The sequence below is a fragment of the Nocardia vinacea genome (assembly GCF_035920345.1).
Classification (GTDB): Bacteria; Actinomycetota; Actinomycetes; order Mycobacteriales; family Mycobacteriaceae; genus Nocardia; species Nocardia vinacea_A.
The window spans coordinates 4,095,060-4,117,909 of the sequence record NZ_CP109149.1; the positions used below are offsets into that span (position 1 = coordinate 4,095,060).

Genomic DNA, 22,850 nt, shown 5'->3' on the forward strand with positions numbered 1-22,850 from the left:
TAGTACAAGGAGAATTGTATTCTCTCCGACGAGACGGGATCTTCTCATATGGGGTCGAACGACAGCCGCCGCGGTGCCGCCCCTGCCGCGACCGTGCGCGCCGAACCGGTCGCCCTCGCGTTCGAGGACCGCGGGTACACGTACGGTCAGCTGGATCGGCTGGCGGGGGGTCTGGCCGTGGAGTTGGTGGCGCGGGGTGTTCGCGCCGGGCATCGCGTCGCGCTGATGTCGACGAACCGGCCGGAATTCGTGGTCGCCGTGCTGGCGACCTGGCTACTGGGTGCGACACCTGTCCTGATCAGTCCGGCCTGGAAGCGTGCCGAGGTCGAACATGCCCTGACGCTGACCGAACCGGCGCACGGACTCGGCGATGCGCCGATATTGGCCGAGCTGCTGCCGACGCGCCACCTCGACGATCCGATCACACCGCTGACGCATACCTTCGTGCGACCCGATCCGGAATCCGACGCGGTGCTCGTATTCAGTTCGGGCACTACCGGATTACCGAAGGCGGTGCGGCACACCCACGCCTCGCTCGCCGCCGCGGTGCGGCACTGGACCCGGGTGCTGGAGCTGAACTCCTACGACCGCCTGCAGATCGTCACACCGCCCTCGCACATCCTGGGGCTGCTCAATATCGTCACCGTGCTGGAGGCGGGCGCCTGGATGCGGCTGCACCGGCGCTTCGACCTGGAACGGATGCTGCAGTGCATCGCCGAGGACCGGATCACCATCGAGATGGCTGTCGCGCCAATCGCTCTGGCGCTGGCCGCGCATCCCGAACTCGAGTCCTATGACCTGTCCTCACTGCGCTACATCATGTGGGGCGCAACGCCGGTCACCGCAGCCGTCGCCGAAACCGTCACCGCCCGAACCGGTGTCGGCTGGCTGCCCGCGTACGGAACCACCGAACTGCCGGTCATCGCGTGCAGTCCGATCGGGGACGTGCGGTACGACAGCGTCGGAAAAGCGGCGCCGGGCGCGCGACTGCGGGTGGTGTCGACGGCGACCGGAGAACCGTTGGGCCCGGGCGAGATCGGTGAAATCCAGGCGAAGTCGCCCTCGCTGATGGCGGGTTATCTACCGGCCGAGGCGACAGGCGAAGTCTTCGACGACGGCTGGTACCGGACCGGTGATATCGGCCGCATCGATGCCGACGGCTGGGTCCAGGTGACCGACCGATCCAAGGAAATGATCAAGGTCCGCGGCTTCCAGGTCGCCCCCGCCGAAATCGAGGCCGTGCTGCAGGGACATCCCGCGGTGGGCGACTGCGCGGTGTTCGGCATCGCCGACCCCGGCGATGGGGAAGCGATCGTCGCGGCCGTCGCCCGCACCGCGGCGGTCACCGCCGACGAACTCATCGCACTGGTCGGCGACCGGCTGGCCGGCTACAAGCGACCGCGCGGCGTGGTGTTCGTCCCCGAAATCCCGCGCTTGCCCTCCGGCAAGGTGTTGCGCCGAATTCTCAAGGAGCAGTATGGACGTTCGTCTCACGAGTGAACAGCGACAATTGCGGGACGCCGCCGCGAAATTAGCCGATGACCTCGGCCCCGGCTCGGTACTCGACCTCGACGACGCGGCGCGGGTGACCCGACTGGAGAAAGCGGTCGACCAGACCGGCTGGCGGGCACTGCGTTCGGACGGCGCCTCGGGAGTCGAGGTGGCGATCGTGGCCGAGGAGTTCGGGCGCGGACTGGTAGATGTGCCGTTCCTGGGACCGGTACTGGCCGACGATCTGCGTGGTCCGGCCGATGACGATCAGCGCTGGACCGTCGCTGTGGCGGCTCGGGCGATCGACGCGCAGGGCGCCGACCGGGCGCTGGTGATCGACGACGGCCGGCTGCTCGTCGGCGGGGTCGGTGCCGAACTCCCCGGTGCGGATCTCACCAGGGTCGACGCGGAGCTCATCGGTCGACCCGACTTCCTCGGCGAACTGTCCGCCGATCAGGTGACCCAGTGGCAGGCCTTGGCGCTGGTGGCCACCACCGCCGATCTGGTCGGTGTCGCCCGCGGCGCGCAGTCTCTCGCCGTCGACTACGCAAAAGTCCGTACGCAGTACGGCAATACGATCGGCTCGTATCAAGCGGTCGCGCACCTGCTCGCCGAGAGCCAGGCCCTCATCGAGGGATCGATCAGCGTCGCGCGCCACGCGGCCTGGTCGGTCGACGAATTGCCGCACGCCGAGTCGATGCGGGCGGCGCGGATCGCGAAGCTGTACTGCGCGCGGGCTGCGCGGACGGTATGCGAGACCGCGATTCAAGTGCACGGCGGCATCGGCAACACCTGGGAGTGCCTCGCGCACGTATACCTGCGGCGGGCCCTGACCTCGACCGAATTGTTCCCCGTCAGCCTGGAGGAGATCGACCTTGGACTTTCGTGATGCACCGCAGGAGGCCGAATTCCGGGACCGGCTGCGCGCCTGGCTGACCGAGGTGGCCGGTACCTTTCCGACCTCGGGCGACGAATACTGGGCGCGGCAAGGCGAATGGCATCAGGCGCTCTACGCGGCCGGATTCTTCGGACTGTCGTGGCCGCGAGAATTCGGCGGCCACGACCTTTCACCGGTCTACGACGTCATCCTGGACGAGGAGTTGGCGATCGTCGGGGCGCCGCCGCGGCCCAGCCTCGGCTACCTGGTCGCAGGCCTCGGACGGCACGCGAGCAAGGAACTGCAGCAACGGTTCCTGCCCGGCATGATCAACGGCACCGAGCGCTGGTGCCAGGGCTTCAGCGAGCCGGGAGCGGGTTCGGATCTGGCCGCGCTGACGACCACCGCTACGCGCGAGGGCGACCACTACGTCATCAACGGCCACAAGATCTGGACCAGCTATTCCGATGTCGCCGACTGGTGCCTGCTCTTGGCACGTACCGATCCGGATGCGCCACGGCACAAAGGCATTTCGGCATTCATCATCTCGATGAAGCAGCCGGGTGTGCAGCAGCGGCCATTGCGGATGATCAGCGGGGTGACTCGGGAATTCGGTCAGGTGGAATTCGACGGGGCGATCGTGCCCGCGGATCAGCTGGTCGGGGCGCCCGGGGAGGGCTGGAAGCTGGCGATGACCGTCGTCGGACACGAACGCGAGCCGTCCACCCTGGGATTCGCGGCTCGATACGGAAAACTGGTGCGCCAGTTGGCTGCTCGCGTCGAGGGCACGGCGCCCGAGGAACTCGCCTGGGCGGCGGTGCAGACCGAAATGCTGCGCCTGCACGTGCGGCGCCGGCTCTCCGAACAGCTCGACGGCGTCACCCACGGGCCCGACGGGTCGCTGGACAAACTGCTCATGACCTGGGTCGACCAGGCGGTCGGCCATGCGGCGCTGGCTGTCGGCGGTACCCGCGATCCGGAGCTGCTCGGGTCCTACTTCTACAGCCGCGCACAGAGCGTCATGGGCGGCACCTCGCAGATACAGAAGAACATCATCGCCGCGCGCATCCTGGGATTGGGAGTTTGAAATGTACGACATGCCAGCCGAAATCGATGTCCGTGCCGAGGGACCGGTCCGGATTGTCACGCTGAACCGACCCGATGCCCTCAACGCCGTCAACGATCCGCTGCATGCCGGGCTCGCCCGGCTGTGGCCGCGGCTCAGCGCGGACAGGGGGGCGCGGGTAGCAGTGCTGACCGGCGCGGGCCGGGCCTTCTCCGCGGGCGGCGATTTCACCTACCTCGAAGAACTCAGCCGCGATAGCGATCTACGCGCCAAGACAATTGCTGACGGCCGTGACATCGTGCTCGGCATGGCACGCTGCCGGATCCCGGTGATCGCCGCGGTCAACGGTCCGGCAGTCGGTCTCGGCTGCAGCCTTGTCGCGTTGAGCGACATGGTCTACATCGCCGAAACCGCGTATCTGGCCGATCCGCACGTGCAGGTCGGGTTGGTCGCCGCCGACGGCGGCCCGCTCACCTGGCCCCTGCACACCAGCATGCTGCTGGCCAAGGAATACGCGATCACCGGCGCGCGTATCCCCGCCGTCAGGGCACGCGAGATGGGTCTGGCCAACCACGTCGTCGAAGATCCGGTCGCCGAGGCGCTGGCCTGTGCCCAGCGGATGCTCGAACTTCCGCAGCAGGCGGTGGAGAGCACCAAGCGCGTGCTCAACCTGCAACTCGAGCATGCCGTGCTGGCTACACTCGACTACGCCCTGGCGGCCGAGGATCTGACGTTCCAGAGTGCGGACTTCCGGGCCAACATCGCCAAGCTCACGGCCAAGCGCTGAGGGTTCCGGCAAGGTCCTGTTCAAGCCGCCGTCTCCTGGGCGATGGCGGCCGCGAAGGCGTCCACGTCAGCCTCGGTGGTGTCGAACGAGCACATCCAACGGACCTCGCCGGTGCGTTCGTCCCAGATGTGGAAGCGGAACCGCTTCTGCAGCCGCTCGGTGACCTCCCGGGGCAGTATGGCGAAGACGGCGTTGGCCTGGACCGGCCGGACGATCTCGACGCCGGGCACCGGGGCGACGGCCGTGGCAAGCCGGGCCGCCATCGCGTTGGCGTGCCGGGCATTGCGCAGCCACAGGTCGCCCTCGAGCAGCGCGACGAGCTGCGCCGACACGTACCGCATTTTGGAGGCCAGCTGCAGCGCTGCCTTGCGCAGGTACCGCACGCCACGCACCGCGTCCGGGTTGAGCACCACGATCGCCTCGCCGAGCATCAAGCCATTCTTGGTGCCGCCGAAGGACATCACGTCCACCCCGGCGTCGGTGGTGAACGCGCGCAGCGGCAGGTCGAGCGCGGCGGCCGCATTGGCCAGCCGGGCGCCGTCCACATGCAGCAGCATGCCGCGCTCGCGCGCCAGCGCGCCGATGGCCGCGATCTCGCCAGGCGTGTAGAGGGTGCCGAGCTCAGTGCTTTGGGTGATGGAGACGACCTTGGGCTGGGCGTGGTGCTCCTCGCCGAAGCCCCGCGCGTACCGGTCGAGCAGTTCCGGCGTCAACTTGCCGTCCGGGGTGGGCACCGGGATCAGCTTGAGCCCGGCCACCTTCTCGGGTGCGCCGCACTCGTCCAGGTTGATGTGCGCGGATTCCGGGCAGACCACCGCGCTCCACCGGTCGCACATCGCCTGCAGCCCAACCACGTTGGCGCCGCTGCCGTTGAAGACCGGATAGACATCGGCGCGCTCGCCGAAATGGCCCTTGATCAGCTCGCGCAGCCGAGCGGTGTGGACGTCCGCACCGTAGGCCGACTGGTGGCCCTCGTTGGCAGCCGCCAGCGCCGCCAATACGTCCGGATGCACGGAGGCGTTGTTGTCACTGGCGAACCCGCGTAACGGCTCGCGCTCGGGAAAGGTATCGCTCACTTATCCTCTTCCGTCAGCAGTGGGAAGGCGCCGTTCTCATCGTGGACCTCGCGGCCGGTGAGGGGCGGGTTGAACACGCACACCGCGCGGAAGCGGGTGTGGGCGCGCAAAGTGTGATGCTGATGTGCGTCGACCAGGTACATCACCCCGGGCTCGAGACGGTGCTCTTCACCGGTCTCGTCGTCGACCAGTTCGCCCCGACCCTCGATGACGTAGACGGCCTCGATGTGGTTGGCGTACCACATCTTGATCTCGGTACCCGCGTCCACCACGGTGTCGTTCAAGGAGAAACCGACCTTCTCCTCGGCGAGCACCAGGCGACGGCTATTCCACGTGGGGCCCTTCACTTCTCGCTCGGTGCCGATGATCTCTTTCAGTGAACGGACGATCATGGAGTACGTTTCCTTTATCTCGTGCGTTTCCTGCGAACACTAAGATCATGGCTGCTGGTGCGGCATCCCCGACAGTGGCAGGAACGCCCCCTATCTCTAAGATCGCGCCATGCCTCCCTTGGTAGCTTGAGCTGCGCCACCCACTGAACTCGCCGTGCTCGCGGGAAGCCATATGGTGTAGGTCCACCTCTAGCCTGGTCGGCGGGAACGACGTGGGCAGTTACGAAGCGCAGAAATGCGGCAGAAGCGGACGTCCTGTGCCACAGCGGATCTCGTCGGGTCGACCGCCCCATAAGCAGCAGGCGAGGTGGTGGTCGGACAGGAGTCCGGCGGCGTAGATTTCCGCGGGCTGGCCCGTTTGCGGGGCGATGCCCGCCGACTGATCGCCTTGCCCAGCGGCTCGAACGGGGCGATGACCAGGCCCGCGGCCGAGTGCTGCTACCAGTACTGATGCTGTCTTCCATCGGTATCGGCGATGAAGATGACCGCGTCGGCGCCGTCCAATTCTGCTGGGGTGAGCGGGATGTGGCCGGGCACGATCGGTTCGCCCGGACCGATCGACGGGGGAAGCGCGGAACGCAGGGCCTGTGTCGGGAACAGGGCGCGGCGGCTGGTCGCCTCGGCCAACATGCCCTGGAGGGTACCGAGATCACTGTGGGGGTTGGCGTCGGTTGCCAGGAACGCATAGCGCTCGCCGAGGGTGAGCGCGACGAGCGCTCCAGCGCTTCCCCGGCTCGCCGCGTCCTCGCCGACCGACTGCGTGCGTTGCAGGAGGGCGTTGTGCGCGAACACCAGGCTCGGCCCGCGGCGCTGTTCCTGGGCCACGATCGCGAGCAGGTTCTCGGCCATCATCTCGGCACGCAGGCTGAGCAGGATCGCGATGCGATCAGGGGCGGGGCCGGCCATGGCCGCGTGATAGCGCAGCAGGCCCAGGGCGGTGCGCGCGTGCGCGGCGGCGAGTGCGTAGCCGGTGGGGTCGGCACGGTGCAGGTCGGGTGCCGCGCGGCGCAGCGTGCTGGCGAGGTCGTCGGCGACGATGCGTAGGGCGCGGGCACGGTCGGAGTCGCCGATGGAGGCTGCCGGATCGAACATGGCCGCCGGGTTCGTCCAGTCCGTGTCCTCGCCGAGTAGTGTGTCGAGGTCGTGGACTGATTCGGGCCGCAGCGCCGCGGGCAGATAGTCGTTGATCGAGGACAGCGCACGTCGCGGGCTCGGTGCCCCGGAGTACTCCGTCGGCGCGTCGAAACCGTGGAAGCGAACCCGATCTTGCGGCGCGCGGCCGACATTGTGCGCGCGGAGCCATTCGACGAGTTCGCGGTTGCCCGGCACGGCGCCGAACCCGTGGCTGAACCCGGTCGCGAGCACCGTGTCGATCTCCGCTGTTGCCCCGGCCACGTAGTCATCGACCACGGACGCGGCAAAGACATCGGTCTCCAGCACGATCGACCGGTACCCCCGTTCGACGAGGTGGCCGAGGATTTCGTTGCGCAGCAACGGGAACGCCTCGATCCCGTGGGTCGGCTCGCCGAGGGCGAGCAGGGTCGGCGGCTCGGTCCGCGCGGCGATCAGCTCGTCGAGGGCACGGCCCAGGCCGGCCAGGTCGTCGAGTTGGCGGCCGATCCCACGCAGTGATGCGGCAATAGACATGAACACCCCTTCCGGAAGGAACTACCCTCGACGGTATCGTTGAAGATTCGGGTGAAACTTCCGAAACTTCTACCTGTAGTCCATCGATGAAAGCCTCAATCGGAGGTACCGGCTGCGCCCCATCGACCTCGCCCGAGAGCACGGGTTGTCGGCCCAGGCGATCCGCAACTACGACGATGCAGGCATCCTCCCGCCGACCGAGCGCAGCGATGCCGGTTACCGGCGATACACGCCCCTGCACGCGCGGGCCCTGCGCGCCTTCCTCGCATTACGCGGCGGCCACGGGCACCAGCAGGCAATGGAGATCATGCGCGCGACCAACCGGGGCGACACCGAGTCCGCCTACCGGCTCATCGACGCCACGCACGTCGCGCTGCTCGCCGAACGCAACACCCGCACCGAGGTCGCGACGGCCCTCGACAGCCTGTCCACCACGACACCGCCCCCTGTCAACGGCCGACCGCTGACCGTGGGCGAACTCGCGCGCCGGCTCGGCGTGCACCCGGCGACGCTGCGCACCTGGGAGACCGAGGGCATCCTGCGCCCCGAACGCGACCGGGCAACGGGCTACCGCGAATACGGACCGGACTGCGTGCGCGACGCCGAGATCGCACGACAACTGCGCCGAGGCGGGTACCCGCTGCACCAGGTCGCACAGTTCATCGAGTCGCTCCGAGAGGCGGGCGGGGCGGACGCGTTGAGCGATTTCCTCGACTCCTGGCAGGACCGGGTCACCACGCGCAGCCGCAACCTTCTCGCCGGCGCGGCCCAACTCGACGCCTACCTCGCCCTGCTCGATCAGACGTAGCGAGGGCGGCCGCCCGCAGTCGGCCATCGGCTTTGCTCGCTCGAACGACCGGATCGCGACGTTACGGGATATCCAGGCTGACAGTGCATCCCGGCTGCCCGATCCGCGCCGACACATGGTGCGCGGACTCAGCTTCGGTCGTCCCGACTTATGCCGGGCGATGCTCCTGGACGCGGCGAAGCCATTCGGTGATGAGCGCCTTGACGAGGTCACCCTGCTCGTACGGCAGCGCGTGCCCGGCGCGGTCCAGCACCGCGAATGTGCCGCGGGGATAGTGCTCGACCAGATCCCAATGGCCTGCGAATCCCATTGAGGAGTCTTGGCGGCCGGTGACGATGAGGGTTGGGTTGGGATACGGCGGTCCGTCCTCGGGACCGGGGCTCAGCCGCCAGCGTTCGCCGATCCGCGCCATCGCGCCCTGGTCGGCCAGGGGGATGGCGGGAGCCACATAATGCCGGAACCGCTCTTGCATGGCCGATGTGTGCACCACAAAGTAGCCCTCGAATTCGGTCCGGTCGTCCGGGCTCAGAACGTCGCCGAGGTCGCCTGCGGCATGCACCACCTGGTGTGCGGGTATGTCGCGCGGGTCCTCGATGAGGGGACAGCTGACGGCCAGCCCGATCACCTGGTCACGGCGCCTGTTCGCGACCGCCCTGGCAAAATAGCCGCCGGCGGAATGACCGATGACCAGCAAATCCCGATCACCGATCACAATGTCGACCAACCCGAGGACGAGCTCGACCACATCGTCGGAGCTGTTGATCGTTTCGGGCGCCGGAGTGCGCCCCATACCCGGGAGATCCAGATAAATCCGCCGATAATCAGGTATATCACCGAAGATCGGCTCCATCGTCCCGACCATCTCGCGATGATCCACTCCCGAACCGTGCATCATCAAGATCGGAGTCCCGTTGCCGTATTCGACGTAATGCACGGAAACGCCGTTGACGTTGCACTCCATATCGACACCCTAGTCAGCTGGAAGCGGCAGCAGAGCGCGGTTGCGCATGAGGGCGATCCGCGCAGGTTCACTGAGCGGTGAGGTGCGTCGATACCCAGAACCCCCGCAGCGCGAAGGATGCACCGAAGCACGAGTGATCAAGCGCAGCAACGAGTTACACCGGACGAACATCGAACGAGGGCGCTACACAGGGCCGAGCGCCCAGGCACGGCAGTCGGATTCCGAGAGTAAATGGAAGGGACAGGCTGCGCGCCGCGCGTAGTCGAAAGGTGGCTCGCCACGCCCTCCGACACCGCAATTCGACTGCGCTCGACGGGATGGGTTGCGGGCTGTTGAGTTCGGCGGCGACGGAGTCGAAGTGGTCCGGCCAGATACAGGATTGCGATCCCGAGCGCCTACATCTCGTGCGCGCCGAGCCGGTGCGGCGGTCGACGGCGGCAGGGTCAGCGCGGTGACTCGGAGGCCGAGCCGGACGCGATGTCGTCGGCCAGCGGGGCAATAGCCCCGATGATCTGTTCCACCAGCGCCGTCGGCACCCCGGCGCCGGTCAGCGCATCGGTCAGATGTCCGGCCACGAGGGTGAAATGCTGCATCGTGATGCCACGGCCCTGATGGACCTGCTTCATCGGGGCACCGCTGTAGGGGCCGGGGCCGCCGAGCGCAGCGGAGAAGAACTCGACCTGACGCCCCTGCAACCGAGACATGTTCGTACCGGTGAAGAACGGCGCCAGCTGGTCGTCGGCGAGGACACGGACGTAGAAGTCCTCGACTACCGCCTCGAGCGCCTCCTGTCCCCCGATCTGCTCGTAGATTGTGCTGGGCTCGGCGATCGTGGCCGCCCCGGACTTGGACCTGAACCATGACGTGATATCCATGCATTCAGGACAGCACCGGTCGGTTTCCGCACCGTTAGTCGGCTGTCGCAGTCCGTTTTCCATTCGTAGCCAATATATTTCACGGAACTCACAGCAGGCTGACGCACCTGTGAGCAATGTTTCGAACCTCACTCATCCCGCGGAAACCGTACAGACTCTTCGTGCCCACTCAGGGCACCACGAGCCCCCACGACTACACGTCATGCTCACCCAGCACCGGCGGCGGACCGTATCGCGGCTGGTATCCGGCTATCCGGATCGGACTGCCGATCAGTCGATAATCGCCTACGGTGACGATGGTTTCGGGGGTGGCGGCCAAGGCCTCGGGCAGGGTGCGCACGGCCGCCGCCGGGATGCCGAGTGGGCGCAGGCGAGATTCCCAGCCGGATGCGGTATCGGTGGCCAGGGCTGTGGTTACCGCGGCGAGCACCTCGTCGCGGTGCGCGGCCCGCTCGGCCATTGTCGCGAATCCGTCGACACCGGCCTCGGCGGCGAAGACCTTCCAGAAGCCGTCGTGGGTGATGAACAGCGCCAGGTAGCCGTCGGCGGTCGGAAAGAGCTGTGCTGGAACGTAATACGAATGCGCACCGAACTTTCGGCGTTGCGGCTGTTTGCCGTCGTTGAGATAGGCCGACGCATGGTAGTTCAGCTGCGAGAGCATCACCTCGTACAGCGAGACGTCCACCTGCCCGCCCCGGCCGGAGACGATCTGGGCGAGCAGGCCGAGCGCGGCGGTGAGGCCGGTCGAGTTGTCGGCCGACGAATACCCGGGCAACGTGGGCGGCCCGTGCGGATCGCCCGTCATCGCGGCGATGCCCGTGGCCGCCTGGATCACGTAATCGAAGGCGGGGTCGTCACCGCCGTCCAAGCCGAAACCCGTGATCGCCACACACACGATCCGCTCGTTGAATTGCCGCAGCGACGCATACGTCAGGCCGAGCCGCCGGATCGCCGACGGCTTCAAATTCACCAGCAGCGCATGCGATTCCGCGACGAGTTCGGCCAGCCTGCGCTGTCCGGTCGGGCTGGTCAATTCGAGTCGGATACTGCGCTTGCCGCGATTGAGGCTGGCGAAATAGGAGTCGCCGACCTGCCGCGAGATCTCCCCGTTCGGCGGTTCGATCTTGATCACCTCGGCACCGAGATCGGCAAGCATCATCGTGGCGTAGGGACCGGCGAGCATAGTGCCGACCTCGAGTATCCGGATACCCGCCAGCGGCCCAGCGGCCCCGCCGGATATCGGTCGGCTCACGACTGTGCCTCGCTGGTGCTCGGCTCCGTCGTGCGCCATTGCGCGCTGTGTCGATGGTTCTCTCGCTGGCGCTCGGCTCCGCCATGACCGAGCGATGCTCGGCTGTGTCGATGGTTCACTCGCTGAGGCTCGCTCACCGCAATTCCTTCGCCAGTTCGGCGATCATCTCCCGGGTGCGGCGCTTGGAGGCGATGAGTTCGTCGCGGGTGTCGCCGATGGGCAGCAGCCGCACCGACAGATCCGTGGCGCCGGCGTCGGCGAAGCGCCGCAGTCCCGCCGCGATCGCCCGCTCGTCGCCCGCGACGCAGATATCACCGATATCGCGGGCCGACCCCTGTTCCAGTAGCCGCTGGTAGTTGGGTGAGACCTCGGCCTCGCCGAGAATCCGGTTGGCCCGCGCCTTGGCCTCGTCGACCTCCGACGGCGAGCACAGGCACACCGGCAGCCCGGCGATGATGCGTGGTGCGGGCCGCCCGGCCTCGGCGGCGGCCTTGGTGATTTTCGGGACGACATGGTCGGCCACCGCACGCTCGTCGGCCATCCACAGGATGGTGCCGTCTGCCTGTTCCCCGGCGATGCGCAACATGACCGGTCCGAGTGCGGCGATCAGCACCGGCACCGGCGCTACCGGGCCGAGGTCGAGCGGATTGTGCACGGCGAAGGTGTCGTTTTCGATATCGACCTGGCCGGGCCCGCGCAGACCGGCATTCAATACGTCCAGGTAGTCGCGGGTGTAGGCCGCCGGTTTCGTATAGGGCAGCCCGAGCATGTCCTGCACGATCCAGTGATGCGAGGGTCCGACACCGAGCGCGAGCCGACCACCGGCCGCGGCCTGCGCCGAAAGCGCTTGGCGGGCAAGGGCGATCGGATGCTGTGCCTGCAACGGCACGACCGCGGTGCCCAACTCGATGCGGGTGGTCTTCATACCCATCAAGGCGATGGTGATCAGCGCATCGAAATCGGTGGGTATCTGCGGAATCCACGCGGTGTCCAGCCCCGCGGTTTCGGCCCATTCGATATCGTCGAGCATCCTGCTGAGCTTGCGCGCGGAGTCCCCCTTCTCCGGCCCGATCATCACTCCGATTCGCACGAATTCCTCCAGTTTCCAAGCTCTTTCAGACGACTGCGGCCGCTCAGGATCACGACGGCGTCGAGGTTTCGGTCTCGGGGACGGCAGTCGGCGGAGCCGACGGGGTGGGTGAGCACTCGGGGACGGCAGTCGGCGGAGCCGACGGGGTGGGTGAGCACAGCGCGCGGATCTCGGTGACCAGCGTCTCCAGCGCGGTACCGGTCGGAAAGACCGCGGCAGCACCGGCTTCCAGTAGTCGCGGCACATCCGCCTGCGGGATGGTGCCGCCGACCACCACCGCGATATCCCCGCCGTCAGCGGCCCGCAGCGCGTCCACGACGCGCGTCGTCATAGACACATGGGCGCCGGACAGGATGCTCAAACCGACCACGGCGACGTCTTCCTGCAACGCGATCGACACGATGTCCTCCACACGCTGGCGGATGCCGGTGTAGATGACCTCGAACCCGGCATCGCGCAGGGTGCGGGCGACGATCTTGGCGCCGCGGTCGTGACCGTCCAACCCCGGCTTGGCGACGAGTACGCGTGCGGGCATCAGAACACCACCGGCTGCTGGAATTCGCCCCATACCGATTTCAGTGCGGCGGTCATCTCGCCCACCGTGCAGTACGCGTTGGCGCAGTCGATCAGATTGTGCATCAGGTTTCCGTCTCCTTCGGCGGCATGCGACAAAGCGGTGAGACAGGCACGCACCGCAGCGGGATCGCGTTCGGACTTCACCCGAGCCAGGCGCTCGAGCTGCAATTCCCGTCCCTTGGCGTCGAGTTCGTAGGTGCCGATATCGGGTGCGGGCTCGTCGGAGACGAATCGGTTCACTCCGACCACCGGACGCGAACCCGACTCCACCTCCTGATGCAGCCGATAGGCCTCGTCGGCGATCAGCCCCTGCAGATACCCGTCTTCGATGCAGCGCACCATGCCACCGTGCTGCTCCAGATCGGTCATGATCTCGACGATGCGGGCCTCGGTGGCGTCGGTGAGCGCCTCGACGAAGTAGGAGCCGCCGAGCGGATCGGCCACCCGCGTCACACCGGTCTCATAGGCGAGGATCTGCTGGGTTCGCAGCGCTAGCGTGGCCGACTCCTCGCTCGGCAGCGCGAACGGTTCATCCCACGCGGCGGTGAACATCGACTGCACCCCGCCGAGCACCGAAGCCATCGACTCGTATGCGACCCGCACCAGATTGTTCTGGGCCTGCGGCGCGTACAACGACGCGCCGCCGGCGACACAGCCGAACCGGAACATCGCCGCCTTATCCGTGCTCGCGCCGTAGCGCTCGCGCACCAGGGTGGCCCAACGACGCCGACCCGCACGGTACTTCGCGATCTCCTCGAAAAAGTCGCCGTGGGTGTAGAAGAAGAACGAGATCTGCGGCGCGAATTGATCGATCGTCATCCGGCCGCGTTCCACTACGGTGTCGCAGTAGGTCACGCCGTCGGCGAGGGTGAAGGCCATCTCCTGCACCGCGGTCGCCCCGGCGTCGCGGAAATGCGCGCCCGCCACCGAGATCGCGTTGAACCGTGGCACCTCGGCCGCGCAGAACTCGATTGTGTCGGCGATCAACCGCAGCGACGGTTCCGGCGGCCAGATCCAGGTGCCACGCGAGGCGTATTCCTTGAGGATGTCGTTCTGGATGGTGCCCGTGAGCTTTTCCCGCGGCACGCCCTTTTTCTCCGCGGCTGCCACATAGAACGCCAACAGGATCGCCGCGGTGCCGTTGATGGTGAAGCTGGTGCTGATCTTGTCCAGCGGGATGCCGTCGAAGAGCACCTCGGCGTCGGCGAGCGTGTCGACGGCGACGCCGACCCGGCCGACTTCCTCGCTCACCTCGGGATCGTCGGAGTCGTAGCCGCACTGCGTCGGCAGATCCAGCGCCACCGAAAGTCCGGTGCCGCCTTGGTCGAGCAGATACCGGTAGCGCCGGTTGGATTCCTCCGCGGTGCCGAAGCCCGAGTACTGCCGGAACGTCCACAACCGACCCCGGTAGCCGGAGGCGAAGTTGCCACGCGTGAAGGGATATGCGCCCGGCTGGGGCGGATCGGCACGCCGGTCTTCCGGTCCATAGACCGGCTCGAGCGGGATACCGGACGAGGTCTGCACTTGGTCGTTCATCAGTGAATACGCTACTTGCCAAAAAAGAGAATGCCAATACCATCTGAAGCGAGTGAGTTCTCACAATCCGTTTCCCGAGGAGCACGATGCCCGAGCAGCACCGACCGTTGACCGACCGCACGATGGTGATTTCCGGCGCCAGCCGCGGTATCGGACTGGCCATCGCGGTCGCCGCCGCCCGCCGGGGCGCCAACGTGGTGCTGCTGGCCAAGACGGCCGAACCGCATCCACGGCTGCCCGGCACCGTCTACACGGCGGCCGCCGAAATCGAGGCCGCGGGCGGCAAGGCGGCCGCCGTGGTGGGAGATGTGCGCCGCGAGGAGGATGTGCAGCGGGTGGTGGGCACCGCGCTGGAACGCTTCGGCGGCATCGATATCTGCGTCAACAATGCCAGCGCCATCGCGACCGAGCCGACCGAGCGGTTGTCACCCAAGAAGTTCGATCTGATGATGGACATCAATATCCGCGGCGCCTTCCTGCTGACCCAGTCCTGCGTGCCACACCTACGCAATTCGGCCAACCCGCATGTGTTGACCATCGCGCCACCGGTGAATATGAACCCGCGCTGGCTCGGCGCGCACCCGGTCTACACGCTGTCGAAGTACGGGATGACGCTGCTGTCGCAGGGCTGGGCCGTCGAATACGCCAAGGCCGCAATCGCATTCAACTGCCTGTGGCCCGAGACCTTCATCGCCACCTCCGCGGTGGCCAACCTCGACGACGGCACGAATCAACTCGCGGCCGCGCGCAGTCCGGAGATCATGGCCGACGCCGCGGTCGAGATCGTGTCCCAGCCCGCGCGGGAGATCACCGGCAACTGCTTCATCGACGCCGAGGCACTGGCGCGATTCGGCGGCGTCGAGGACCTGTCCCGCTACGGCGGCGGCGCGCACCCGACACCGGACCTGTTCCTCGACTGATCGCCGAAAGGATTGCCGGATATGACAATCGATCCCGACCAACGGCCGCGCTACGAGGCCGGACTACAGGTCCGCCGCGAGGTCGTCGGCGCCGACTACGTCGACCGGGCGCTGGCGGCCGCCACCGACTTCTCCGAGCCGCTGCAGGATCTGGTCACCGAATACTGTTGGGGTGCGGTGTGGACCCGCCCCGGCCTGGACCGCCGGGCCCGGTCGATGATCACCCTGGCAATGCTGACTTCGCTCAACCGTTCCACAGAATTCGCCACGCACGTGCGCGCCGCATTGACCAACGGCGTCACCCCGGACGAGATCCGGGAGGTGCTGCTGCACGCGACGGTCTATGCCGGTGTCCCGGCCGGAGTCGAAGCCTTCCGAATCGCCGGACCGATCCTGCAGGAGCACGCTGATGCCTGAACGCGCTACCAGGCACATCGCCTTCCTCGGCCTCGGCACCATGGGCGCGCGCATGTCGCGGCGGTTGGTGGCGGCGGGCTTCGACGTCACAGGATTCGACCCGTCCGAGAATGCCCGCGAAGGCTTGGCCGCGGTCGGCGGACGAGTCGCGACCAGCGCCGCCGCAGCCGCCGCCGGAGCCACCCACCTGATTCTCATGCTGCCCAGTTCCGCCGTCGTCGAATCGGTACTCGGTGACGAGCAGGTCCTGGCCGCCCTGGCCTCGGACGCGATCGTGGTCGATATGAGCTCATCTGAACCAGTGTCGACGCGGCGGCTGGCCACCGCATTGGCCGAGCGTCGGATCACGCTGGTCGACGCACCGGTGTCCGGCGGCGTGCGCGGGGCGGCGGACGGTACCCTGACGATCATGGTCGGGGGCCCGGAAGACACTGTCGCCCAAATTGTTTCGGTGCTGGCGCCGCTGGGCAAGGTACGGCGCATAGGTGCATCGGGGGCCGGTCATGCCGTCAAGGCGATCAATAATCTGCTCGCCGCGGTCAACCTGCTCGCCGCCGCCGAGGGGGTCGCGGCCGGACGCCGTTTCGGCCTGGACCCCGCCGTGATCGTGGAGACCATCAATGCCGCCAGCGGCCGCAGTGCCGCAACCGAACTCAAGTTCCCGCAGGCGATTCTGCCGGAAACCTTCGACTCCGGATTCGCGCTCGCACTCATGCTCAAGGACATGCGCATCGCCACCGACTTGGCGGCCTCGCTCGGCATACCGGCCGCACTCGGCGAACGCGCCGTCGAGCTGTGGACGCGCGCCGCGGCCGACCTTGGTCCGAGCGCCGACCAAACCGATATCGCGCGCTGGGCGGACGCGCAGTCCGCAGAACACTAAGGCCTACACCATGAATACGCCCATACGATTCTCGGTCGTCGACGTGCTCCATTACTTCGGCAAATGCCCGCGCTGCGGCTATTCCGCCACCGCCGCGGCGATGATCCAGACCTTCGCCGACGGCGCCACCGAATCGCAACTCGTCGCCACCTGCGGGCAGCCGTGCGGGTGGAGCGGCCCGGTGGCGCTGACCACGATGACCGACGCCCGGTCCAGTTGACTCGGATTCACCACCGTTGCACGGCGGTCGGCGCGGCAATGCCGGCATTCTCCGCGGCCAGCACCGCCGTCGGGATCACAACGACGGCGCGAACGCCCCCGTAGTCGGATTCGGTCAGGCGCACCGAGATGCCGTGCCGAATCCCCAACCGGGCCACCACGAACAGCCCGAGCCGTGAATCCGACGACAGTGTCGCGACGCTGAAATCCGGTGGGGCGGCGAGCACTTCGTTGGCCCGCTCCAGTTCTGAATCCGACATACCCATGCCCTGATCGCTGATCGCCACGACAACGCCCGTCCCGATCAGATTGCCGGTGACATCCACGCGCGACTGCGGTGGCGAGAACGCGGTCGCATTGTCGACCAGTTCGGCAAGTAGATGGATGAGATCGGCCACCACCGCACCGTTGACGAATACCGAGGGCAGTCCGGCGCCGGTGAACACCCGTGCGTATTGAACGGTTTCCGCGATCGCACCTCGGACGAGCTCCCCGAGCGGAACCGGACGTCGCCACTGTCGACCCGGGCGGCCGCCGCCGAGAATTATCAGATTCTCGGCATTGCGGCGCCCGCGGGTGGCGAGATGGTCGAGCTGGAACAGCGTTTCCAGCAGTGCCGGATCCTCCTGTCGCCGTTCGGCCGCGTCGAGGATCTCCAACTGTCGGTGCACGACGATCTGGCTGCGGTGGGCGATATTGCTGAATACCGCGCGCACACCCTCGCGGGTATTCGCCTCGGTGACCGCGGCCGCGACCGCCGCGCCGTGCGCCCGATTGAAAGCCTGGGCGACCTGACCTATCTCGTCGTTACCGAAATCCAACTGTGCGGCTTCGGTTTCCGGGTCGATCCGCACCCCTTCGTTCAGGCGCCGCAACGTCTGCGGCAACCGAACCTCGGCCACCGCAAGTGTTTCCGAGTGCAACCGTTTGAGTCGTCCGATCAATTGGTTGGCCAGCCACAGCGACAACAGGAACGCCAGTACAGCGACCGCACCCAAAACGCCCGCGGCCAGCAACGAGTTGCGAGCGTGCCGGGCACCCGCATCGGCGGCGTACTGTTGGGCCTGCTTGGCGTGCCCCACCCACAGTGTCACCAACTGCTGGCTCACCTCGTCCGCGGCTGCGCGCCACTCCGCGACGCTCATCGGCAACTGCGGCGCACCTACGGGCCGCGCCTCGACGATGGCGCTCTCCATAGCGCTGACCTGCTGCCAGGCCGGGGAAGCGGTGAGGTCCTTTATGCGCTGCGCGTTGGCGGCGTCGAGTACGGTTGCCAATCGCGCGATCTCGACGTGGTAGTAGCTCACCAGGTTGCGGTATTCGGCGAAAAGGGTCGGCGACACATTCTGCGGGTGCACGACAGCCGTGGTCAACGCGCTGGCGCGCGACATGGATTCGACCACGTGCAGCAGACCCATATTTCGGGCGAGGTCGGCGCCGGAGGCCGCGTCCGGAGCAAACTGTCCGATCGTTGCCGAACCCTGGTCCATGCCGTCCAATAGTCGGCTGTAGAAGTCGTAGGCGTCGGCGATCGGTAGCCGACCGGAATCGATGGCACTGCGCAGCTCCGGTAACCGAGCCTTCAACTCGTCGAAGGCCGCCACCGTGTTTCCCATCGCGCTGCCGCCCACACGTTGCAACGCGACTTCGGTGACTGCCAGCGACTTCAGCGCGGAGTCGAACCGTATACGAGCGGTGACCAGCGCACCGGGATCGATGACCCCGCCTGCCAGCTGGGACACCGACAGCAGTCGCTCCTGTTCCACGGCCAGGACCAATTCGCGCGTGGGAGTGAGGTGCGTGTCCAGCGTGCGCGCGAAGTCCTCGGCGTGTCGCCCGTCATTGAACAGGTAGATCGACGTACCCACCCCGAGGCAGATCAGCACAAGGCTGGGTACCAGCGCAATGACAAGAATCCGTGTCCGGATCCCACGGAATCGAGCCTTCACCATCGCGATAATATAACTTACATATTCGAGAATGACATTCTTGATCCATGCCGACCCAGGCACACGGAGGACCCGATGCGATTTATCCTGCATTACCCCGAGACCACCGGCTACGACGGTGACATGCTCGATGTCGGCGCACTGCACGACGTGGCGATCGCGGCCGAACGATCCGGATTCGACGGACTGTCACTGAGCGAGCACCCCGTTCCCGGCGCCCGATGGCTGGCTTCCGGTGGACATCAGACGCTTGATCCGTTCGTCGCACTCGGCTATGTCGCCGGTGTGACCGAACGTCTGCGGCTGATCACTTATCTCGCGGTGCTGCCCTACCGCAATCCGTTCCTGCTGGCGAAGGCGGCTGCAACGCTGGACAAACTGTCGGGCGGGCGCGCGATCATCGGTCTGGGCACGGGTTATCAGAAGAGCGAATTCCACGCCCTCGGAGTCGATTTCGATGAGCGCAACGCACTGTTCGACGAGGCGCTGGACGTGCTGCCACTGCATTGGAGCGGCGAGCCGTTCAGCTATCAGGGCCGCTATTTCAGCGCCCGCGATGTGATCGCCCGGCCGCGGCCGGTGCAGAATCCGATCCCGATCTGGATCGGCGGCAATTCGAAGCTGAGCCGCCGCCGGGTCGCCGCACGCGCACAGGGCTGGATCCCGATGACCGGCGGCGCGGAGCTGAGCACCTCCGCCCGCACACCCGAACTCGGCACGCTCGACCAGCTCGCCGCGAAAATGGCCGAGGTGCGATCGGCGGCCCAGGACGCGGACCGATCCGAGCATATCGATCTGGTGTACTCCTACCCCGACGCGAGCATCGCCACCCCGGCGGTGGATGCCGACCGGCACCGCGAAGCCTTCGCGGCGTTGGCCAAGGCCGGTGTCGACTGGATCGTCGTCTCTTGTCGCACCCGCGAGCCCGGCGCGATATTCGACTTCATCTCGGAATTCGGCGCGACCTACCTGACCGCGCCCGAATCCTAGGCTTCGCCGCCGATCATCGCGGCCGGCTCAGCACGTTATCCGCCGCCGCCCAGTGCTCGTCCGAAACCCAAAGCCGCGCAAAGGCATTCACCGCCTCGGCCGGGGAAACCCCGGACAGCACCCGCTTGATCTCACCCGCGGGCGCGTTGGCCAGCGAGCGAGCCAGTGCCAGCCAGCCTTCCTCGAACGACGCACGGGGCAGCACCCGGTCCACCAGGCCGACGCGTTCGGCCTCGGCGGCGTCGAGCACGGTTCCCGAACCCGCGAGCAGCAGCGCTCGGCTCCGACCGACCAGCGCGCCGAGCCGCTCGGCACCGCCCCAGGCCGGCATGATCGCCAGCGCGACCTGATTGAACGCGATCTTGATGTCGTCGGCGGCGACCCGGATATCCGCGGCGACCGCGACTTCGGCGCCACCACCGAAGGCGTGGCCGTTCATTGCGGCGATCACCGGAGCGGGAAAGTCCGCGAGGCGATCGCAGATGCCCCGCATCCGCCAGGCCATCTGCTCGGCGGCCTCGAGGGTACGAATCGCGCTGAGCTGCTTGAGATCTCCCCCTGAGACGAACGCCTTGTCCCCCGCGCCACGGATAACCAGCGCCCGGGCCCCCTCGGCCGCATCGAGCGCCTTCTCGAGCTGGTCCATCGTCTCCGGCGCGATGGCATTGCGCGCCTGCGGGCGATCGATGGTGACGACCGCAAGCCCGTCGCTCAGCTCGAGTTCCACCATTGTCAGTTCTCCGATCAAGATATTGGCATTCTACTTTCAGGAGAATAGTATATTCGGAGCGGCAGCCCCCGACACTCATCCCGTAACCGCCCGACCGCGCCGCGGGTGTGGCCGACTCGTGCCCGCGCGCCGGGTACTTGGAGTCCATATGCGCACAATCCCCGCCGAACTGGTCAAACGGTACGAAGACGAAGGATGGTGGAACCGCGATTCGCTCGGCGATCTGCTGGCCCGCGGTCTGGCCGCCGCACCCGATGCCCGGTTCCGCGTGCATTCGGCGGTCCGGCCCTATACCGGAACCTTCCGTGACGTCGAACTGGTCGCCCGCCGACTGGCGAAGGGCTTGCACAAGCGGGGAGTCGGTCCCGGTGATGTGGTGGCCTTCCAGCTGCCCAACTGGATGGAGGCCGCCGCGACCTTCTGGGCCGCAACCTTTCTCGGTGCGACCGTGGTTCCGATCGTGCACATCTACGGACCACGGGAAGTCGGCTACATTCTGGGCGCGGTGCGTCCGCGCGCCTTCGTCACCACCGACCGATTCGGTTCGATCGACTACGACCCGGCCGTCTACGCGGATGTGCCGATCGTCGGCGTCGTCGGACGCACCTTCGACGATCTGCTCGATGACGAGCCGTTCACCGGGGTCGTCGAGGTCGACCCGGCCGGTCCGGCGCTGATCGCCTTCACCTCGGGCACTACCCGCGCGCCCAAGGGCGTGATCCACAGCCATCAAACCCTCGGCTGCGAGACCCGCCAGCTGGCCGAGCACTACCCGGCCGACCTCGGCCCGCAGATCACCGCCGCGCCGGTCGGCCATTTCATCGGCATGCTCAATGCCTTCCTCATCCCGATCCGCGACGGCATCGCGGTCAACCTCGTCGACACCTGGAATCCGGCCCAGATCCTGACCCTGATGACCAACTACGGCATCACCGTCGCGGGCGGCGTGCCCTACTACCTGACCAGCCTGGTCGACCATCCCGACTTCACCGCCGAACATCTGCTGCACATGAAGTACGCGGGCATGGGCGGCGCCTCGGTGCCGAGTTCGGTCACCGAGCGGCTGAACGAACTCGGCCTCATCGTCTACCGCTCCTACGGCAGCACCGAACACCCCTCGATCACCGCCTCCGACTGCACCGCCCCGGAGGGCAAACGGCTCTACACCGACGGCGATCCGCAGCCCGGCATCGAGATCCGACTGACCGAGGACGGCGAAATCCTCAGCCGCGGACCGGATCTGTGTCTCGGCTACACCGACGAGGCGCTCACCGCGAAGGCTTTCGACGACGAGGGCTGGTATCACACCGGCGATATCGGCGTACTCGACAACGACGGGTTCCTCACCATTACCGACCGCACCTCCGACCTGATCATCCGCGGCGGTGAGAACATCAGCGCGCTCGAGGTCGAGGAGGTCCTGCTGACCATGCCGGCGGTCGCCGAGGCCGTTGCCGTCGCCGCGCCCGATGCTCGACTCGGCGAGCATGTGGCCGCGGTGGTGCGCCTGCACCCGGGTTCGGACGCCCCGACGCTCGCGGATCTGCAAGCGCATTTCGCGGAGGCGGGCCTGGCCAAGCAGAAGTGGCCGGAACAGCTCGTGGTGGTCGAGGACTTTCCGCGCACCCCGAGCGGCAAAGTGCAGAAGTACCGGATCCGGCAGAGCCTGCGCGAGGCGTGATCAGTGGCTGATGATGGAATGCCGCGGCCACGGACGGCCGTGGTAGCGCTCGATATCGGTGTTGAAGCGTTCGAGATAGGCGGCGAAGGCGGCGACATCGTCGGGCGTCCAGTCGGCCATGATGGTGTCCAGATCGCGAACGCTCTGCGTGCGGTCGGATTCGAGTCGGCTACTTCCCTCGGAGGTGATGCGGAACAGTCGAGCCATGCCGCCCTCGGGATCCGGGATCCGCTCGATCAGCCCCGCACGCATCATCGCGGCGGTTTGCCGACGCAGCGTGGACGCCTCCAACCCCAGTGCGTCGCTGAGCTGACCGATGGACATCGGCCCTTCCCCGTGCAGCCGGTTGAGCAGGGTGTACGCGCTGCGGTCCATGCGACTGGCACCACGCCGAGACGCGAGGCTGTACCGCCCGAGCAGCATGGTCTCGAATTCGATCAAATGCGTGGGCTTGTCCATCCCGACCCTTCCGCCGATGCGCGCGTCACCAATGACGCATTGTGTATCACACAGGGCGCATACCCATACATGTATACTACACGCAGTATGTATTATACACGCCTCATGTTTACTGGGCTCAGCGAAGGTGGGCGGCCGGCCACGACTTATGCGCGATCGAGAACGCAG

At 66.9% G+C, this 22,850-nt stretch carries 22 protein-coding genes and 1 pseudogene; 11 read left to right on the plus strand and 12 right to left on the minus strand.

What is annotated here, in order from left to right; translation table 11 throughout:
- Positions 1–48 precede the first annotated feature (48 nt).
- The 4 genes from OIE68_RS19220 to OIE68_RS19235 are packed head-to-tail and all read left to right on the plus strand — an operon-like array spanning position 49 to position 4,221.
- Positions 49–1,500, plus strand: a complete 1,452-nt coding sequence (locus tag OIE68_RS19220; protein WP_327100739.1) for a class I adenylate-forming enzyme family protein — start codon at positions 49–51, stop codon at positions 1,498–1,500.
- Positions 1,478–2,380 carry an acyl-CoA dehydrogenase family protein gene (locus tag OIE68_RS19225; RefSeq protein ID WP_327100740.1) on the plus strand — a complete coding sequence of 301 codons (903 nt, stop codon included), beginning with the start codon at positions 1,478–1,480 and terminating at the stop codon, positions 2,378–2,380. The genes OIE68_RS19220 and OIE68_RS19225 overlap by 23 nt, the downstream gene beginning before the upstream one ends.
- On the plus strand, positions 2,367–3,455 hold the full coding sequence (locus OIE68_RS19230) for an acyl-CoA dehydrogenase family protein (RefSeq protein ID WP_327100741.1): 1,089 nt from the start codon (positions 2,367–2,369) through the stop codon (positions 3,453–3,455). The genes OIE68_RS19225 and OIE68_RS19230 overlap by 14 nt, the downstream gene beginning before the upstream one ends.
- 1 nt (position 3,456) lies before the next feature.
- Complete coding sequence (locus tag OIE68_RS19235) at positions 3,457–4,221, plus strand: enoyl-CoA hydratase/isomerase family protein (protein WP_327100742.1); 765 nt, start codon at positions 3,457–3,459, stop codon at positions 4,219–4,221.
- A 20-nt stretch (positions 4,222–4,241) separates the two neighbouring features.
- Here OIE68_RS19235 and OIE68_RS19240 read toward each other — a convergent pair whose 3' ends face one another.
- The 3 genes from OIE68_RS19240 to OIE68_RS19250 form a co-directional block, all read right to left on the minus strand.
- The gene (locus OIE68_RS19240; protein WP_327100743.1) at positions 4,242–5,297 is read right to left on the minus strand and encodes a low specificity L-threonine aldolase; all 1,056 of its coding nucleotides are present in this window, start codon (positions 5,295–5,297) and stop codon (positions 4,242–4,244) included.
- Positions 5,294–5,689: an ectoine synthase gene (locus tag OIE68_RS19245; RefSeq protein ID WP_327100744.1), complete on the minus strand. Its 396-nt coding sequence runs from the start codon at positions 5,687–5,689 to the stop codon at positions 5,294–5,296. Before OIE68_RS19245 ends, OIE68_RS19240 begins: the two co-directional genes overlap by 4 nt.
- A 438-nt stretch (positions 5,690–6,127) precedes the next feature.
- Complete coding sequence (locus OIE68_RS19250) at positions 6,128–7,336, minus strand: erythromycin esterase family protein (protein WP_327100745.1); 1,209 nt, start codon at positions 7,334–7,336, stop codon at positions 6,128–6,130.
- Between the two features lie 112 nt (positions 7,337–7,448).
- On the opposite strand from OIE68_RS19250, the gene OIE68_RS19255 reads away from it, so the two are divergent.
- The gene (locus OIE68_RS19255; RefSeq protein WP_327101724.1) at positions 7,449–8,144 is read left to right on the plus strand and encodes a TioE family transcriptional regulator; all 696 of its coding nucleotides are present in this window, start codon (positions 7,449–7,451) and stop codon (positions 8,142–8,144) included.
- 148 nt (positions 8,145–8,292) lie between these two features.
- Here the strand turns inward: OIE68_RS19255 and OIE68_RS19260 are convergent, their stop codons facing one another.
- The 6 genes and pseudogenes from OIE68_RS19260 to OIE68_RS19285 all read right to left on the minus strand — a co-directional run bounded on the left by OIE68_RS19260 (position 8,293) and on the right by OIE68_RS19285 (position 14,434).
- Entirely contained in the window at positions 8,293–9,105 is an 813-nt protein-coding gene (locus tag OIE68_RS19260) for an alpha/beta hydrolase (RefSeq protein ID WP_327100746.1), read from the minus strand.
- A gap of 443 nt (positions 9,106–9,548) precedes the next feature.
- Positions 9,549–9,980 carry a group 1 truncated hemoglobin gene (locus OIE68_RS19265; protein WP_327100747.1) on the minus strand — a complete coding sequence of 144 codons (432 nt, stop codon included), beginning with the start codon at positions 9,978–9,980 and terminating at the stop codon, positions 9,549–9,551.
- A 193-nt stretch (positions 9,981–10,173) separates the two neighbouring features.
- Complete coding sequence (locus OIE68_RS19270) at positions 10,174–11,232, minus strand: CaiB/BaiF CoA transferase family protein (RefSeq protein ID WP_419150717.1); 1,059 nt, start codon at positions 11,230–11,232, stop codon at positions 10,174–10,176.
- A gap of 133 nt (positions 11,233–11,365) precedes the next feature.
- On the minus strand, positions 11,366–12,322 hold the full coding sequence (locus tag OIE68_RS19275; RefSeq protein ID WP_327100748.1) for an LLM class F420-dependent oxidoreductase: 957 nt from the start codon (positions 12,320–12,322) through the stop codon (positions 11,366–11,368).
- A 157-nt stretch (positions 12,323–12,479) separates the two neighbouring features.
- Positions 12,480–12,857 (minus strand): annotated as a pseudogene (locus OIE68_RS19280) (cobalamin B12-binding domain-containing protein); the annotation flags it as partial.
- Positions 12,857–14,434: a methylmalonyl-CoA mutase family protein gene (locus OIE68_RS19285; RefSeq protein ID WP_327100749.1), complete on the minus strand. Its 1,578-nt coding sequence runs from the start codon at positions 14,432–14,434 to the stop codon at positions 12,857–12,859. The gene OIE68_RS19285 and the pseudogene OIE68_RS19280, both read right to left, overlap by 1 nt.
- A gap of 86 nt (positions 14,435–14,520) precedes the next feature.
- Between OIE68_RS19285 and OIE68_RS19290 the strand changes: the two genes are divergently transcribed.
- The 4 genes from OIE68_RS19290 to OIE68_RS19305 are packed head-to-tail and all read left to right on the plus strand — an operon-like array spanning position 14,521 to position 16,874.
- Positions 14,521–15,354 carry an NAD(P)-dependent oxidoreductase gene (locus OIE68_RS19290; RefSeq protein ID WP_327100750.1) on the plus strand — a complete coding sequence of 278 codons (834 nt, stop codon included), beginning with the start codon at positions 14,521–14,523 and terminating at the stop codon, positions 15,352–15,354.
- 21 nt (positions 15,355–15,375) lie between these two features.
- Positions 15,376–15,771: a 4-carboxymuconolactone decarboxylase gene (gene pcaC / locus OIE68_RS19295; protein WP_040700335.1), complete on the plus strand. Its 396-nt coding sequence runs from the start codon at positions 15,376–15,378 to the stop codon at positions 15,769–15,771.
- Positions 15,764–16,654: an NAD(P)-dependent oxidoreductase gene (locus OIE68_RS19300; RefSeq protein ID WP_327100751.1), complete on the plus strand. Its 891-nt coding sequence runs from the start codon at positions 15,764–15,766 to the stop codon at positions 16,652–16,654. The genes pcaC and OIE68_RS19300 overlap by 8 nt, the downstream gene beginning before the upstream one ends.
- A gap of 10 nt (positions 16,655–16,664) precedes the next feature.
- Entirely contained in the window at positions 16,665–16,874 is a 210-nt protein-coding gene (locus OIE68_RS19305; protein WP_040700338.1) for a hypothetical protein, read from the plus strand.
- Between the two features lie 7 nt (positions 16,875–16,881).
- Here OIE68_RS19305 and OIE68_RS19310 read toward each other — a convergent pair whose 3' ends face one another.
- Positions 16,882–18,825, minus strand: a complete 1,944-nt coding sequence (locus OIE68_RS19310) for a nitrate- and nitrite sensing domain-containing protein (RefSeq protein WP_327100752.1) — start codon at positions 18,823–18,825, stop codon at positions 16,882–16,884.
- Positions 18,826–18,897: 72 nt separating this feature from the next.
- Between OIE68_RS19310 and OIE68_RS19315 the strand changes: the two genes are divergently transcribed.
- On the plus strand, positions 18,898–19,812 hold the full coding sequence (locus OIE68_RS19315) for an LLM class F420-dependent oxidoreductase (protein WP_327100753.1): 915 nt from the start codon (positions 18,898–18,900) through the stop codon (positions 19,810–19,812).
- Positions 19,813–19,825: 13 nt separating this feature from the next.
- Here the strand turns inward: OIE68_RS19315 and OIE68_RS19320 are convergent, their stop codons facing one another.
- On the minus strand, positions 19,826–20,542 hold the full coding sequence (locus tag OIE68_RS19320) for an enoyl-CoA hydratase/isomerase family protein (RefSeq protein WP_327101726.1): 717 nt from the start codon (positions 20,540–20,542) through the stop codon (positions 19,826–19,828).
- Positions 20,543–20,690: 148 nt separating this feature from the next.
- Between OIE68_RS19320 and OIE68_RS19325 the strand changes: the two genes are divergently transcribed.
- Positions 20,691–22,223 (plus strand): AMP-binding protein, encoded by a 1,533-nt coding sequence (locus OIE68_RS19325; RefSeq protein WP_327100754.1) that lies wholly within the window; start codon positions 20,691–20,693, stop codon positions 22,221–22,223.
- Here the strand turns inward: OIE68_RS19325 and OIE68_RS19330 are convergent, their stop codons facing one another.
- Complete coding sequence (locus OIE68_RS19330; protein ID WP_327100755.1) at positions 22,224–22,682, minus strand: MarR family winged helix-turn-helix transcriptional regulator; 459 nt, start codon at positions 22,680–22,682, stop codon at positions 22,224–22,226.
- Between the last annotated feature and the right edge of the window lie 168 nt (positions 22,683–22,850).